This is a genomic window from Thermostichus sp. MS-CIW-37 (assembly GCF_054060065.1).
Window position 1 is genome coordinate 1 of the sequence record NZ_JBSSCV010000022.1, and the last position, 15,998, is coordinate 15,998.

The 15,998-nt window shown below is 56.5% G+C and carries 9 protein-coding genes; 6 read left to right on the top strand and 3 right to left on the bottom strand.

All coding sequences use genetic code 11. The features are described from left to right. The first annotated feature begins 262 nt into the window (after window positions 1-262). From ACVWYZ_RS10355 to ACVWYZ_RS10380, 6 genes are all read left to right on the top strand, one after another. Window positions 263-3,862: a helicase-related protein gene (locus tag ACVWYZ_RS10355; protein ID WP_414328702.1), complete on the top strand. Its 3,600-nt coding sequence runs from the start codon at window positions 263-265 to the stop codon at window positions 3,860-3,862. A 698-nt stretch (window positions 3,863-4,560) separates the two neighbouring features. Beyond that, the gene (locus tag ACVWYZ_RS10360; protein WP_457466994.1) at window positions 4,561-7,635 is read left to right on the top strand and encodes a DUF1156 domain-containing protein; all 3,075 of its coding nucleotides are present in this window, start codon (window positions 4,561-4,563) and stop codon (window positions 7,633-7,635) included. Between the two features lie 302 nt (window positions 7,636-7,937). Beyond that, complete coding sequence (locus tag ACVWYZ_RS10365; RefSeq protein ID WP_414329080.1) at window positions 7,938-8,585, top strand: Uma2 family endonuclease; 648 nt, start codon at window positions 7,938-7,940, stop codon at window positions 8,583-8,585. A gap of 47 nt (window positions 8,586-8,632) precedes the next feature. After that, window positions 8,633-9,205, top strand: a complete 573-nt coding sequence (locus ACVWYZ_RS10370) for a Uma2 family endonuclease (protein ID WP_414329684.1) — start codon at window positions 8,633-8,635, stop codon at window positions 9,203-9,205. Window positions 9,206-9,242: 37 nt separating this feature from the next. Continuing rightward, complete coding sequence (locus tag ACVWYZ_RS10375) at window positions 9,243-9,815, top strand: Uma2 family endonuclease (RefSeq protein ID WP_414329670.1); 573 nt, start codon at window positions 9,243-9,245, stop codon at window positions 9,813-9,815. A 38-nt stretch (window positions 9,816-9,853) separates the two neighbouring features. Continuing rightward, a complete protein-coding gene (locus ACVWYZ_RS10380; RefSeq protein WP_457466995.1) occupies window positions 9,854-13,216 on the top strand; it encodes a Swt1 family HEPN domain-containing protein in 3,363 nt (1,120 codons plus the stop codon). Between the two features lie 422 nt (window positions 13,217-13,638). Here ACVWYZ_RS10380 and ACVWYZ_RS10385 read toward each other — a convergent pair whose 3' ends face one another. The 3 genes from ACVWYZ_RS10385 to ACVWYZ_RS10395 all read right to left on the bottom strand — a co-directional run bounded on the left by ACVWYZ_RS10385 (window position 13,639) and on the right by ACVWYZ_RS10395 (window position 15,955). Then, window positions 13,639-15,003 (bottom strand): cytosine deaminase, encoded by a 1,365-nt coding sequence (locus ACVWYZ_RS10385; protein WP_457467022.1) that lies wholly within the window; start codon window positions 15,001-15,003, stop codon window positions 13,639-13,641. 75 nt (window positions 15,004-15,078) lie between these two features. Continuing rightward, on the bottom strand, window positions 15,079-15,408 hold the full coding sequence (locus tag ACVWYZ_RS10390) for a YggT family protein (RefSeq protein WP_414355873.1): 330 nt from the start codon (window positions 15,406-15,408) through the stop codon (window positions 15,079-15,081). A gap of 178 nt (window positions 15,409-15,586) precedes the next feature. Further along, a complete protein-coding gene (locus tag ACVWYZ_RS10395; protein ID WP_414355872.1) occupies window positions 15,587-15,955 on the bottom strand; it encodes a hypothetical protein in 369 nt (122 codons plus the stop codon). Window positions 15,956-15,998: the final 43 nt, after the last annotated feature.

A 15,998-nucleotide genomic window follows, 5' to 3' on the forward strand; every position in this document is an offset into this window, starting at 1 on the left:
GACTCCGTCCCGCTGACGCGAACAGAGATAGGCAGGATGCGATCGCTTCTTTCCTGAACCATGTTCAGGAGAGTTCAGCGTGAATGTATCAGGACTTAAAACCGGCTTAAAACCGTCGTGAAGCCGCTTGCCAACTTCAAACTGCTGTCTCCTTTTATGGAAGAAGGGGACTTTTGCTGTGGGAAAAGAGCTGGAAGTGAGCGCAACATAGCAATGGGGAGCTGGAACAGGCTCCGCTCGCAGCTCTGGAAACCCGCAGTTTATGGCTCGACTGGAAGATCTCACCCCTGGCGCCAAGGTCAAAGGGATCCTGCCCAATCAAACCGTTGCCATCGTGAGTGTGAGGTGGTACGGCAGCAGCACCATCGAGGCCATCTACAAAGACACTCAGGGGCGTCTCCATTCAGAGCTTCTGTTTCGGGATAAAGAGCCAACCCTAGAGGTGGTAGCCGAGGGATCCCTTGGCAACTTCGAGGGAGACGGCGCCTTATTTCGCCTAGCTTCAGAGGCCTATCGGATTCGGCTGGCGCACCTGTTTGATCCCTTGCTGGCCGTTCACACCTCTCTGGTAGAACCCCTGCCCCACCAGATCAGCGCCGTCTATGGGGAAATGCTCACGCGGCAGCCGCTGCGGTTTTTGCTGGCCGATGACCCAGGTGCCGGCAAAACCATCATGGCAGGGCTTTTGGTTAGAGAGCTATTGATTCGAGGTGACTTGCACCGCTGTCTCATCGTTTGCCCGGGGAGTCTAACGCTGCAGTGGCAAGATGAGATGGTGCAAAAGTTTCATTTGCCCTTTGAGATCTTGACCAACGATCGCATTCAAGCCGCCCGAACTGGCAACCCTTTCCTGGAGATACCTCTTCTCATTGCCCGCCTCGATAAGCTCAGCCGAGATGAGGCCCTGCAGGAGAAACTGAGGCAAACTGATTGGGATCTGGTTATTGTTGATGAGGCCCACAAACTCTCCGCATCCTTCTTTGGGGGAGAAATCAAAGAAACCAAGCGTTACAAGCTGGGCAAGTTGCTCTCGCAGCTAACACGCCACTTTTTACTGATGACAGCCACTCCCCACAACGGTAGAGAAGAAGACTTTCAGCTTTTTTTGGCTTTGCTGGATGGGGATCGCTTTGAGGGGAGATTCCGAGATGGAGTTCATACCTGTGATGCCTCGGATTTGATGCGGCGGCTGGTGAAAGAAGACCTGCTCAAGTTCGATGGCAAGCCTCTCTTTCCCGAACGGCGAGCTTACACCGTCCAGTACGTCTTGTCTGACCTGGAAGCCAGGCTCTATAAGGAAGTGACCGATTACGTGCGCGAAGAGTTTAACCGCGCGGAAGCTTTAGAGCAAGGTAGCCGCAAAAGGACGGTCGGTTTTGCTTTAACCATCCTACAACGTCGGCTAGCCTCTTCTCCAGAAGCGATCTACCAATCCTTGCTGCGAAGACGAGAGAGACTGCAGCGGAAGCTAAAGGAAGAACAATTGCGCAGCCGGGGAGACAACCTTGCTTTTACCACTTCCCTGCTAGACGAAGAAGGCTGGGATGAGGATTTTGAAGACTGCCCTGCTGAAGAGCGGGAACCGCGAGAAGAAGAGCTGGTAGATCAGGCAACTGCCGCCCGCACAATTGTCGAGCTGCAGGCAGAAATTCAGCGGCTGCAGGAGCTGGAAAAATTAGCCTTGCAAGTGAGACGTAGCGGCAAAGACCGCAAGTGGGAGGAGCTATCGAAACTCTTGCAAAATCAGGGGGAGATGTTTGATGCCGGCGGACATCGGCGCAAGTTGGTTATCTTCACCGAACATCGAGATACCCTCAACTATCTGGCTGACCGAGTGGGGAACTTGCTGGGCCAACCGGAAGCGGTGATCACCATTCACGGCAGCATGGGTCGAGAAGAGCGCAAAAAAGCCGAGGAAGCCTTTAAACAGGATCCCGCCGTTCAAGTACTCATTGCTACCGATGCTGCGGGAGAAGGGATCAACCTTCAACGGGCCCACCTGATGGTGAACTACGACCTGCCTTGGAACCCCAACCGCCTGGAGCAGCGCTTTGGGAGAATTCACCGCATTGGTCAAACCGAGGTCTGCCACCTGTGGAACCTAGTGGCCGAGGAAACGCGGGAAGGAGATGTCTACTTGGCTTTGCTGAAAAAAATAGAAATCGAGCAAAGGGCCTTGGGGGGCAAGGTCTTCGATGTCCTGGGCAAAGCGATTGCCGGTCAAGAACTGCGAGAGCTGCTGATCGAGGCCATTCGCTACGGGGATCGTCCAGAGGTCAAGGCCCGACTCAATCAAGTGATTGCAGATCGCCTAGACCACGAGCGGCTCAGGGAACTCCTGGCAGAACGCGCCCTGGCCCACGACTCGATGGATACGACCAAAGTGCAGCAAATCCGGGCGGAAATGGAGCGAGCCGAGGCCCGCAAGCTCCAGCCTCATTTCATTGCCTCCTTCTTCCTAGAAGCTTTTCAACGCTTGGGTGGCACCATTCGAGAGCGGGAACCCAAACGCTATGAAATTACCCATGTGCCGGCAGCAATTCGCAATCGCGACCGCCAGATTGGGTTGGGCGCACCCATCTTAAAAAAATACGAGCGGATTACCTTTAACAAAAACCTCATCAGCGTCCCCAACAAGCCCCCGGCAGAGTTCATCTGCCCAGGCCATCCCCTGCTGGATGCCACTCTGGACTTGGTTTTGGAGCAACACCGAGATTTGCTCAGACAGGGATCCATCCTCGTCGATGAAAACGATCCCGGCGAAACACCACGGATACTGGTGTACCTAGAGCATGCCCTTCAGGATGGGCGCCTAGACCGAAATGGCCAGCGACGGGTTATCTCCCGACGGATGCAATATGTGGAGATCTTTCTCCCCGCTCCCCAAGGGCTAGGAGGAGGAGAGAGCGTCAGGGTAAGAAGCGCCGGCTATGCTCCCTACTTGGACTACCGGCCCCTAACTCCCGCAGAGCGCGACCTTGTGAAAGCGAAAGCTGGATCCCACATCCCCCAGCTCTCGGCTTCAGAGGTAGAAAGCCAAGCCATCGCTTACGCCATTGAGCGTTTAGTTCCCCAGCATTTCCAGGAAATCAAAGCTCAGCGGGAAGAATTGATCAACAAGACGGAGCTGGCTGTTAAAGATCGCCTCACCCGAGAAATTAACTACTGGGATCATCAAGCTGCACAGTTGCGGCTGCAAGAGCAAGCCGGCAGGCCCAACGCCAAGCTCAACTCTGCCAAGGCTCAGCAGCGGGCGGATGAGTTGGCGGATCGCCTTCAGAAGCGCCTATCGGAGTTGGAGCAGGAGCGCCAGCTATCCTCCTTGCCGCCGGTGGTAACCGGGAAAGCCTTGGTGATCCCCATCGGACTGCTGCAGCGGCTACAGGGCAAGCGAGGGTCAACCCCTACCACCTTTGCCCGCGAAACCCGGCGAGTAGAACAAGCAGCAATGGCTGCCGTTATGGCCATAGAGCGGGCGTTGGGCTACGAACCTCGTGATGTCAGCGCTGAAAACCTGGGCTATGATATCGAATCCGCTGGAAGGGAAGGCCTTCGCTTCATTGAAGTCAAAGGCAGAGTTGAGGGAGCAAAGACGGTAACCGTTACCAAAAATGAAATCTTGACAGCTCTCAACAAACCCGACCATTTCATCCTGGCTTTGGTAGAAGTGCCAGCCGATCCCGCCTTTCCAGAAGGGGATGCCTTCAGGGTAAAGACCCCTGCAGGCACCTACACCGTGCCGGGCGAAGGCTGCCAGGTGCGGTATGTGCGGCGGCCTTTTCAACGGGAGCCGGATTTTGGGGCCAGTAGCGTCAACTATGATTGGAAAGAATTGTGGAATCGAGGAAGGGATCCCAAATAGATACTAACTTTCATTGGTAGGATGAATTCATGCTACTGGAATTGCGGCAAATCCATGTTCCAGCAGGTCAGCGAGTTGTCTTGCAGCCCAACATGGCTTGTCCAAAATCAAGATGCCTTAGCTTGTGGGGGCGTGGGGTAGCTAAGCCCCGCACTGTACCCGTAGTGTCAGTGTCGGGATACAGATACCCCCACATGATGTATGATGGGAGTAGTTGTATAAAACGGCGTTGCCGGAATCTGGTACAACTACGCGGTAGGGCATTCCGTGTCTGCGCGTGGAGGGTTCTTGCGAAGGCTCCCCGATGAAGCGCGAAGCCCACGCTGTACCTGTAGGGTCAGTGATGGGAGTATGTCACTTGTTCTTGAACAGGCTGGAGCCATCTTTTCGTTGAGCCCGCCTTCCCCTCAGACTAAACTCTAAACTGCAGCCTGTTTAACCCGAGTAAACTACCCGACACCAACCGCTAGGCGGTACGAAGCGGGCTTTTAGTAGCCCTGCAGTTAGCAAGCCAACCACGTTCGCGAAGCGAGCCGTAGGCTTGACCTCTGGGGTGGTTTACAGCACCCCCAATCGACCGTTACCAGTGCCTTAAACAACCGTTTCTGGTGTCCGCAGTATTATTATAGCATTCCTCCCGACACCGACCCTACGGGTACAGTGCGGGGCTCCTGCAATTTCTAGCTGACCTTTGTCTAATGAGCCGCCGCAAGAAGCTGATTGAAGTTGCCCTGCCCCTCGAAGCCATCAATCTGGAATCGGCTCGCGAGAAATCCATCCGCCATGGTCACCCCAGCACCCTACATCTCTGGTGGGCGCGGCGACCCCTAGCAGCCTGTCGGGCAGTGCTCTGGGCTTCCCTGGTCGATGACCCTTCCAGTTGGCCGGACAAGTTCCCCACCGAGGCCGACCAAGAGCGAGAGCGGCAGCGGCTGTTCAACATCCTGGGCCGCATAGAGATCGAACAGGGGAAGCGGGTCGTGCGGGGTCTGGTGTCCTGGGATGACGTGAACGATCCAAACTCCGGCGTGCTGGAGGCAGCGCAGCGAGAGATTGCCCGATGTCTGGCCTGGGATCGAGGAGAAGAGCCCCCTACGGATCCGGCAGCAGTTAGAGAATACATCGCCAAGTACGCGCCGCCCGTTTACGATCCCTTTGCCGGTGGCGGATCCATCCCGTTGGAAGCGCAGCGCTTGGGGTTAGAGGCCCATGCCAGCGATCTCAACCCGGTGGCGGTGCTGATCAACAAGGCATTGATCGAGATTCCACCGAAGTTTAAGGACAAAGCCCCCATCAACCCTGAAGATCGGGCTAAGAAGCATATCTCAGCCTGGCGGGGTGCCCAAGGATTGGCAGCAGATGTCCGGTATTACGGGGCTTGGATGCGGAAACAAGCCTTTGAACGCATTGGACATCTCTATCCTCCCTATTCAAGCCCCAATCGCGCTAGCGGTGCGGAGCACTTTCGCGTCAGCGGGACGGAGTCCTTAGGCACAAAGAAGTTGACGGTGATTGCCTGGTTGTGGGCGCGGACGGTGACCTGTCCAAATCCAGCCTGCCGCTGTCAGATGCCCTTGGTGCGATCGTTTCAGCTTTCGACGAAGAAGGGGAAAGAGGCTTGGGTAGAGCCGGTGGTGGTGGTGAATGGGGGAGAGAGCGCTTCTGCTCCCTCGATCCGGTTTGTGGTCAAGTCAGGTAAGGGTCAAGCGCCAGAAGGAACCGTAGGCCGCAAAGGAGCACGCTGCATTGCCTGCGGAACACCTGTACCGTTGAAGTACATCCGCAAAGAGGGTCAGGCCGGACGCATGGGATCCCAGATGATGGCCATAGTGGCAGAGGGGCCAAACGGCAGAGTGTACCTGGATCCCACGGCAGAGCAGGAAGCCATTGCTCATGCCGCCCAACCCACATGGAAACCGGATACCGAGTTACCCAAGAAAGCATTAGGGCTTGGCGTCCAAAATTACGGCATGACTAAACACGCCGACCTCTTCACCCCTCGGCAACTGGTGGCTCTCACCACCTTCAGCGACTTGGTGGCGGAAGCACGGGAAAAGGCCATTTCCGATGCCATTGCCGCCGGCCTTCCCAACGACAACGTACCCCTAGCTGAGGGGGGCACAGGTGCAAGGGCATATGGAGAGGCGATTAGCGTTTATTTGGCGTTTGCTGTCGATCGATTAGCAGATAGATGCTCAGCAATTTGTAGCTGGGATGTTGGATATGCAAAAGTTCGGAATACATTTGGAAGACAAGCTATTCCAATGGTTTGGGACTATGCAGAATGCTGCCCCTTCAGTGAATCAACTGGAAATTGGATAGCTTGTGTAGATTGGGTTTGGAAAGTAGTGGAAAAATCCTCTAACTTCACGAATGCTCAAGTCACCCAACACGATGCAACAGCACCTCATTCCGACGACAATACCCCTAAACTCATCTCCACGGATCCACCCTACTACGACGCCGTGCCCTATGCCGATCTCTCGGATTTCTTTTACGTTTGGCTCAGACGATCCATGGGTTCTGTCTACCCCACCATTTTCAATACCGTTTTAGTCCCCAAAGCGCAAGAAATGGTGGCAGACCAGTTTCGGCATGGCAGTAAGGATAAAGCCAAAGAATTTTTTGAAGCCAGCCTAATCAAAGTTTTCCAGCGTGTTAACCGTCTGAATCATCCCGATTATCCCGTTACAGTTTACTACGCTCTCAAGCAAACGGAAGAAGACTCCTCATCCCCCGATTCTCTCTCCCAAGTGGAGCAAGGGGAAGAAGATGAGGATATAGACGATCCAGTTCCCCTCTCCCCCTCTGGGAGAAGGGCTAGGGGTGTTCGCGTTAGCGGCACAGAACCCATGGGCAGAGTCTCTACCGGTTGGGAAACGATTCTGGAAGGACTGATTCAATCCAACTTCAGCATTGACGGCACTTGGCCCCTGCGAACCGAACTCGCTAACCGAATGCGGGCTCAAGCCTCCAATGCTCTCGCTTCCTCGATCGTCCTGGTCTGTCGTCCCCGCCCGGCGGATGCGCCCAAGGCTACCCGTCGCCAATTCCTTGCCGAGCTGAAGCGCGAGCTGCCCAAGGCGCTTAAACTTCTGCAGCAGGGCAGCATTGCTCCTGTGGACTTGGCCCAAGCCAGCATCGGCCCCGGCATGGCCATCTATTCCCGCTACGCTGCAGTTTTGGAAAGCGATGGCTCGCCCCTGACCGTCCGCACTGCCCTGCAACTGATCAACCAGTACCTAGATGAATATCTCAGCGAACAAGAAGGGGAACTCGATGAGGGCAGCCGCTGGGCCACCACTTGGTTTGCCCAATATCAATTTGAGCCAGGCCCCTACGGGGAAGCAGAAGTCCTCAGCAAGGCCAGAAACGTCAGCATTGAGTCCCTTGAGGAACTTGGGATCCTAGAAGCCAAGGCCGGCAAGGTGCGGTTGTTGAGAAGAGAGGAAATAGCCCAGAGAAAAGAAAAGGGAGCAGATTCCCTCTCCTTGCTCCTTGCTTCCTCCGCCTGGCTCATCACCCAGACCCTCATCCACACCCTCGATCGGAAAGGAGAAATGGAAGCCGCCGCTCTCCTGGCTGCCTTGGGAGATAGAGGTGCGGTTGCCCGCGATCTGGCCTATCGGCTCTATACCCTCTGCGAAAAGAAAGGCTGGACTCAAGAAGCCCTAGCCTATAACACTCTCGTCATTGCCTGGCCGGAAATTAACCGGCTAGCATCCGAAATGAAGAAAAAGCAGCATGATCCTTTCCAGCCCAGCTTGCTTTAGTTCCCTACCTCTGGGGGAAGCAAAGCGTGACATACTCCCATCGCTGACCCTACGGGTACAGTGCGGGCTTCTCGCTTCATCGGGGAGCCTACGCAAGAACCCTCCACGAGCAGACACGGAATGCCCTACCGCGTAGTTGCACCAGATTCCGGCAAAAGCCGTTTTGTGCAACTACTTCTAGCATAGTGGGGGTATCTGTATCCCGACACCGACCCTACGGGTACAGTGCGGGGCTTAGCTACCCCCACACCCCCATAAGCTAAAAGACCTCAGAGATTTCTATCCTTACACCCAACCAGACGATGGTCACCCTCCAGCTTCGACAACTCACCATCCCACCCGGCCAGCGCCTGCTGATTCACAATCTGAATTGGTTAGACTTTGAAGCCATCCTAGATGAGCTGGGCGAAAAGCGAGCCAGCCGCATTGCCTACAGCGATGGGATATTGGAAATCAGAATGCCCTCACCCAAGCATGAGCGAGAAAAATCCATCATTGGAGACATTGTCAAAATCTTGCTAGAGGAACTGGAAGTTGACTGCGAATGTTTTGGGTCAGCTACCTTCAAACAGCAAGCAATGAACTACGGGATCGAACCTGATGAATGCTTCTATATCCAAAATCACCAGGCCGTGATTGGCAAAGATCGGCTGGATCTATCTGTTGACCCGCCTCCGGATCTGGCCATCGAAGTGGATGTTACTTCCAAAACCCAGATTGAGGCTTACACCCGCCTAGGAGTGCCCGAACTTTGGGTTTATCAAGGCAACCAGCTAACCATCTACATCCTGCAATCCGGCCAATATCAGGCTTCTGCCACCAGCCCAACCTTTCCTCAGCTACCGATTTTAGAGTGGGTGCCAGAAGTCTTGGCCCAAAGTCGAGATCTGGGTAGAAGTCCAGCCCTTCGTGCCCTTCGCCAAAAAATACGCTCCATCTTAGGGAATTAATACGAGCCATAGGCCACGTACTCTGAGAGTTTTGCCCAAAGAAGATGATGCTTGCCCTCAACCTGCAACCGGCTTTGAATTTAACCGATGAAGTTTTCGAACAGCTTTGCCGGCAAAATCCTGAGCTGCGCCTAGAGCGCACTGCCCAAGGAGAACTGATCGCCACGGCCCCTGCAGGCAGCGAAAGCAGCCGTCAAAACTTGAGCCTCAGCGCCCAGCTCTGGCAGTGGAACCGGCAAACCCAGCTTGGTGTAGCCTTTGACTCCTCTGCAGGTTTTGCCCTGCCGAATGGGGCCATCCGCTCTCCCGATGCCGCTTGGATTGCCAAAGAGCGCTGGCAGCAGCTTACCCCAGAGCAGCGCCGTCGCTTTGCTCCTCTTTGCCCTGACTTTGTGCTGGAACTAAAGTCTCCTACTGACGAGCTGGCTATCCTTCAGGCCAAGCTGCAGGAGTACCTGGACAACGGATCCCAACTGGGCTGGTTAATTGACCCAGAAAAGGGCCAAGTTTACGTCTATCGCCCAGGTCAGCCGGTACAGGTTTTGGAGCGACCTGCTAGTTTGTCTGGGGATCCGGTTCTCCCTGGCTTTGTTGTGGATCTCACTTTAATCTGGGAGTAGCGCCCCCGGGCCCTGAGTTGCTCTGCAGGCAAAGCTTATGATTGCCCTCAACCTGCAACCGGCTTTGAATTTAACCGATGAAGTTTTCGAACAGCTTTGCCGGCAAAATCCTGAGCTGCGCCTAGAGCGCACTGCCCAAGGAGAACTGATTGCCATGGCCCCTGCAGGCAGCGAAACTGGATTCCGCAATGCCGACCTGCTGGGCCAACTGTGGCAGTGGAATCGAGGCAAGAACTTAGGTTTTGTCTTTGACTCTTCCGCGGGCTTTGCCCTGCCCAATGGGGCCATCCGCTCTCCCGATGCCGCTTGGATTGCCAAAGAGCGCTGGCAGCAGCTTACCCCGGAGCAGCGTCGTCGCTTTGCTCCTCTTTGCCCCGACTTTGTGCTGGAACTGAAGTCCCCCACTGACGAGCTGGCTATCCTTCAGGCCAAGCTGCAGGAGTACCTAGACAACGGATCCCAACTGGGCTGGCTGATCGATCCAGAAAGCCAGCGGGTTTACGTCTACCGCCCAGGTCAGCTGGTGCAAGTTTTGGAGCGGCCTACTAGCTTGTCTGGGGATCCGGTTCTCCCTGGCTTTGTTGTGGATCTCACTTTAATCTGGAAATAATCGACCCACCCCCTAACTTCAATTTCATTCAATCACTTATGGCTATCAGCAACCACGAACGAGTTGGACGCGCCCTCAACCTTCTGCGGCAGGGGCTTTATCCTTTTGTCGTGCGGGAGATGCAAGCCTTCCATGGAGAGAAGTGGCTGACAGTTGTCGCCGACAACCTGCCCGAGCGCTCTCCCAAATTCAAAAGTCCTGAGCAGATCCTGGAGGAAGATGTTTTGGCGCTGCTGACTCTCATGTGGGAGCAGTGGAACACCGTCTTCAGGCAAACTCTGGGACAAGCGGAGCGCACCCTAGTCAGCGAGCTGCGCAATACCCGCAACACCTGGGCCCACACCTGCACTTTTGGTTTTGACGATGCCTATCGCGCCCTCGATAGCGTTGCCCGACTGCTGAGCGCCATTGCTGCCCCCCAAGCTGCCGAAGTTGAAAAACAAAAACAAGAGCTACTGCGACTGCGCTTCGAAGAACAGGCCAAGCGGGAAAGCCGTCGCGCTATGGGATCCCCTACAGAAGGTCAGCCCCAGGCTGGCCTCAAGCCCTGGCGCGAGGTTGCCACTCCCCACCCCGATGTGGCTTCAGGTCGCTTCCAACAAGCCGAATTTGCCGCCGATCTTTGGGAAGTCTACCTGGGCGAAGGTTCGGATGAGTACCGGGATCCCGTCGAGTTCTACCGCCGCACCTACCTTACCGAGGGATTGCAACAACTGCTCACCAATGCCCTGAAGCGCCTCAGCGGCCAAGGGGGGGATCCCGTGATAGAGTTGCAGACCAACTTTGGCGGCGGCAAAACCCACGCCATGCTTGCCCTCTACCACCTCTTTGGAAGAGGGGCTAGGGGTGAGGGCCCCCTACCCGGCACAGAGTCTCTTCTCCAAGCCGTCGGCCTGCAGAGACCACCTCAAAACGTCAGGATAGCCGTCCTGGTGGGGAACAAGCTCCAGCCCAGCGGCATTCCCTCCTACAAGCCTGAGCACGCCCAGCAAAACCGCCCCCTGATCCGCACCCTTTGGGGGGAGTTGGCCTGGCAACTGGGAGGTGCCGAAGGCTATGCGCGGGTGCAGCAGGCCGACGCAACTTCCACCAACCCCGGCGATGCGCTTAAAGTCTTGTTCAACCGCTATGCCCCTTGCCTGATCCTAATCGATGAGTGGGTGGCCTATGCTCGCCAACTCCACGACAGCCCTGACCTAGCCGGCGGCAGTTTCGACACCCAGTTTACCTTTGCCCAAACCCTGAGCGAATCGGCCAAGAACGCAAAAGATACACTGCTGGTGGTGAGCCTTCCTTCTTCGGATATCGAAATTGGCGGGGAGCGGGGCAAAGAAGCTCTGGTTCGCCTGAGAAATGCCATTGGCCGGGTGGAATCCCCTTGGCGGCCCGCGAGCGCTGAAGAAAGCTTTGAAATTGTCCGCCGCCGCCTGTTTCAGCCCCTCACCAATCCCGAGCTATTTGTGCAGCGGGATGCCGTGGTGAAAGCGTTCATGGATCTCTATCGCAGCCAAAGCCAGGAATTTCCCAGCGAGTGCAAAGAAAGTGACTACGAACGCCGCCTCAAGGCTGCTTATCCCATTCACCCAGAGCTGTTTGACCGCCTTTACTCCGACTGGTCTACTCTCGACAAGTTTCAACGCACCCGCGGTGTGCTACGGCTGATGGCCAGGGTCATCCACACCCTCTGGGAGCGAAATGACCGCAGCCTGATGATCCTGCCCGCCCACATCCCCATGGACGATCAACAGGTACAAGCAGAGCTGACCCGCTACCTAGACGACAACTGGCTGCCGGTAATCGACAAAGACGTGGATGGCCCCACTTCCCTGCCCCTGACTCTCGACCGAGATCACCCCAACCTGGGCCGGTATTCCGCCTGTCGCCGGGTTGCCCGCACCATCTACATGGGATCCGCCCCCACCCTGCGGGCCGCCAACCGCGGCATTGAGGAGCGCCGCATCAAGCTGGGCTGCGTGCAACCGGGAGAACACCCCATCACCTTCGGCGATGCCCTGCGGCGGCTATCCGACCAGGCAACTTACCTATACGGAGATGGCAGTCGCTACTGGATTTCCACCCAGCCCAACGTCAACCGCACTGCTCAGGAGCGAGCCGAGCAACTGTTGAGGGACGAGCCCCACACCCTCTGCCAAGAGATCATCCGGCGCCTCAAAGCCGACAGAAATCGCGGTGAGTTCAGCGCCGTTCACGTTGCCCCCGACTCCACTGCCGATATTCCCGACGATCCCACTTTAGGCGTGCGGCTGGTGATCCTGCATCCTCAGTATTCCCATAGCCGGGGTAGCCAGGATAGCCCTGGGCGAGTCTGGGCTGAGCAGGCCCTCCAGCGTCGCGGCAGCGGCCCCCGCTACTACAGGAACATGCTGCTGTTTTTGGCGCCCGACAAAACCCGCCTGGAAAGCCTAGAACGCAATACCGCCCAATACCTAGCTTGGAAAGGGATCCTGGAAGACAAAGATCTCCTCAACCTAGATGCCTTCCAAACCGCCCAAGCCGATACCAAGCTGCACCAATCCGAGGCTGCTGTTGAGGCTGCTCTGCGGGAAACCTATCAATGGCTGCTGATCCCAGCCCAGCCTGATCCCCAAGGCAGTCTAGAGTGGAAAGAATGCCGACTGCAGGGGCAAGATTCCCCCATTTTGCAAGCCAGCCGCAAAGCTGTCCACGAGGGGGATCTGGTTACCGCTTACTCTGCCATCACCCTCCGCCTGGATACGCTGGATAGATTCCTCTGGCGCGAGGCTGATCACATCGATCTCAAACGACTGTGGGAATGCCTGGCCCAGTACCTCTACCTACCCCGCTTGAAAGACCCATCCGTTCTTCTAAGAGCTGTAGAAGACGGGGTAGCCTCAACTGCTTGGGAGGATAGCTTTGCCTACGCAGAGGCCTTCGATGAGTCCAAAGGCAAATACCTCGGCTTGCAAGTGGCAGCCATAGTCAAGCCCAGCATCGGTTCCAACAGCCTGCTGGTCAAGCCAGAGGTTGCCCGCCGTCAATTGGAAGCCCTTCAAGTTCCTTCCCCAAAGGCGCCCTGCATCTTCCCAGACAGCACTCCGCCTCTTCCTGGCCCCGGCGAGGAGGATTCCCCAGTTACGAATCAAGGAAATCAAGTTTCCCAGCCGGCGTTGCCGAGGCGATTTTACGGCAGGGTGGAAATGGATCCCCTGCGGGTCAACAGAGATGTTGCAACCCTTGCCGACGAGGTCATCCGGCACCTGACCAATCTGCCAGGAGCCACTGTCAAAATTACCCTGGAAATCGACGCGGAAATACCGGAAGGCTTACCGGAGAGCGTGAGGCGCACGGTAGCGGAAAACTGCCGAACCTTAAAGTTCTGCACCCTGGAGTTCGAGGACAATCCGCATAGTCATTTTTAAGCGGGAATGAAACTTTTTCCTTAGCATTGTGCACTAGCTGATACATTCACGCTGAACTCTCCTGAACATGGTTCAGGAAAGAAGCAATCGCATCCTGCCTATCTCTGAGCAGGAAGGCGGTATCCCGCAAAGCCCTGAGGAATACCCCCCGAGCGCTTTCCCCCTTCACTTCCCGGCAACCGTTGCGGTGGACTCAAGGATCAGGGGGAAACTTGGTCTACTATATCCCTCTCAATGACTTTTGCCAAACCGCCTAAAGCTCAGTAAATTCAGCAAAGTTCAGGGTTTTGGGGGTTAGAGGCATGCTCCACGGTGCCGCCCCAGCGTTCCGCGCCGCTGCCACAACCACCACCTCCAGGCAAAGGGAGAGAGGAGCAATTGGGAAGTGTCTTAATCTAACTTGAAACGACTGTGACCCCGCTCTACTTCTCGGAGCTGAGCGCTGTCCCCACCTTCTCCATCAAGTCGTCCAGTTCGCTGTAGTCCGGCAGAGTCGTGTCGATGGCCTGCCCCTGACGCAACACCACCCGGTCATGTTGGGGTCGCGAGAGCAGCTCGTCAAAGCCACGTCCTTTGAACAGCACCAGATCTGCCGGCAGCCCCACCCCAATTTGCCCTCGCTCGGTCAAGCCCATGATGCGGGCAGGGGTGGTGGTGATGGCCTGGGGCCAATCCCCATAGGGGGTATCCAGGTGCAAAATGCGGGTGGCCTCCCGGAACACCTCCAAGCCGTCGTGATCCCCAAAGCCATAGAAGGGATCCCGGCAATTATCGCTGGCTATCATCACCGGCACGCCCAAGGCTTTCAGCTCATGCAACAGCGTCACTCCCCGCCAGCGGGGGGTATGGCCGGGGTTACGGGCTTGCAAGTACAGGTTACACATGGGCAGGCTGACCACGGCAATTCCCGCCTCTCTGACCAAGGCCATAGTCTTGTGGGCCACCTCCGGCGGTTGCACGGCCAGGCTACAGCAATGGCCACACACCACCTGATGGGGAAAATCGTTGCGCAAGGCCGCCGCTGCTACGTGTCTCAATGTGAGGGATCCCGGATCATCCGTCTCATCCGTATGAAAGTCCAGAGCCAAGCCCCGCTCCTTGGCCAGGGCAAACACCCGATCCAATTGCCGATCCAGTTCCGGCCCCATCGCCGCCACCCCACCCAGGATCCCGCCCACTTCCGCCACCTTGTCCGCCAGCTTTTCCCCTGCAGGGGTGAGAAAGGTATCCAAGCTCAGAAGCGTGACCGCCTGGAGTTCCAGCTTGCCCGCCCACTCTCGGCGCAACTGGACAAACACCTCCCAGTTGGCCCCCATAACCTGAGGATTCTCACAGACCAGATGGGTGCGCACTGCCTGGGATCCATGGGCATAGCTGCAGCGCAAACCAAAGCTGAAGCGACGGTAGAGATCCTCCCGAAACTGCTCCGGATCCCCGTCATAGGCTTGCTTCATCTTCACCCAATCTTCCTGGCCGGCCTGCCTCGCCCCGGCAAAGGTACCATCGGGATTGGGGGTGCGCGGCCATACATGTCCCTTGTCCAGGTGGGTATGGATGTCCACAAAACACGGCCACACTTGGCCCCGCCTTAGATCCACGCTGGGGATCCCCTGGGGCGGGATCCCTGTTGCCGCCTGGATTTGGCGGATCTGCCCCCCTTCGATTTCCAGATCCAGCAACACCAGGTTATCGCGGTTGGGGACAGCTCCTGGCACCGCCTCCTTCAGTACCGACAGGGGAACCTGAGCATTCAGCAGCCAGTAGTGGGCAACGCCGGGGATCTGCATGGCGGGCAACGAAAAAAGCAGCTCTCCATCGTAAAGGGATCCCGGCCTATCCAGATGAATCCAGTGCTACAGCAGCTAGGCAAACTGGCCCACCACCTGCATGGCAAAGCTGAGCAAAATGAAGGCCAACCAGGGGGAAAAGTCCAAGCCACCAATGGGGGGAATGATGCCGCGGAACAGGTTGAGATAGGGATCGGTGAGTTGGCTGAGCACCGACAGGATGGGGTTAGACCAGTTCAGTTGCGGGAACCAGCTCAGCAAGATCCGCACGATCAGCAGAGCATTGTAAATGACAATGAACTGGTAAAGGGAGCGGAACAGCAACGACCCGGCAGTGCCGTAGACCAACCCCAGAGAGAGGCCGTCCATCCAGGCGAGAGGAGACAACAAGTGGCTAAGCATCATAGCGGTTCAGAGAAGGGAATGAACAAAACACAGATCAGTCAGACAGACCAAACGCCGTCAGCAGAGGCAAACCTCACATCCGATGGCAACCCATCCAAAGATGCAAGGCAGAAAGCCATTGCCGCCTCTAGTTTGACATGGGCGGGAGACCCCTGAGGTTCCTTCTTCCCGCTCAAGCTCAAGAGTTTTCCTCAGCAGCAGGGGCAGGCACTTCCTTGACAAGCAACTGAGCCCGGGTGGCCTGGATCGCCTCGTTTAACTCGGCAATCTTGGCCTCTAGAGTGCGGCGGGCTTGGGCAATTCGTTCTGCCTCATTTTCCCACTTCTTCCAGTCGCTGGACATGGCGGGCTCACCTGAAGCACTGAGGCGCGGTCGTTCAGGGGTTGCGGAGGTGCCGTTGAGGCGATCTGGATCCCGGCGTTGGCCTTCGGCGGATCCCTTGCTGAGTCGAGGGGCAAGCACAAACCCGATCACCCCGCCGATGATCCCTCCCAACACGGCGCCGGTCACTACACCCGCAATGAAATCACCTTTCTGATCTGCCACGCTTCTGTCCAGCTCAATAACAATAAACTTGAGTCATCTTCTT

Bases quoted from the DNA above. Each gene is read 5' to 3' on its own strand.
- ACVWYZ_RS10355 (WP_414328702.1), top strand. From the start codon at position 263: ATGGCTCGACTGGAAGATCTCACCCCTGGCGCCAAGGTCAAAGGGATC.
- ACVWYZ_RS10360 (WP_457466994.1), top strand. From the start codon at position 4,561: ATGAGCCGCCGCAAGAAGCTGATTGAAGTTGCCCTGCCCCTCGAAGCC.
- ACVWYZ_RS10365 (WP_414329080.1), top strand. From the start codon at position 7,938: ATGGTCACCCTCCAGCTTCGACAACTCACCATCCCACCCGGCCAGCGC.
- ACVWYZ_RS10370 (WP_414329684.1), top strand. From the start codon at position 8,633: ATGCTTGCCCTCAACCTGCAACCGGCTTTGAATTTAACCGATGAAGTT.
- ACVWYZ_RS10375 (WP_414329670.1), top strand. From the start codon at position 9,243: ATGATTGCCCTCAACCTGCAACCGGCTTTGAATTTAACCGATGAAGTT.
- ACVWYZ_RS10380 (WP_457466995.1), top strand. From the start codon at position 9,854: ATGGCTATCAGCAACCACGAACGAGTTGGACGCGCCCTCAACCTTCTG.
- ACVWYZ_RS10385 (WP_457467022.1), bottom strand. From the start codon at position 15,003: ATGCAGATCCCCGGCGTTGCCCACTACTGGCTGCTGAATGCTCAGGTT.
- ACVWYZ_RS10390 (WP_414355873.1), bottom strand. From the start codon at position 15,408: ATGATGCTTAGCCACTTGTTGTCTCCTCTCGCCTGGATGGACGGCCTC.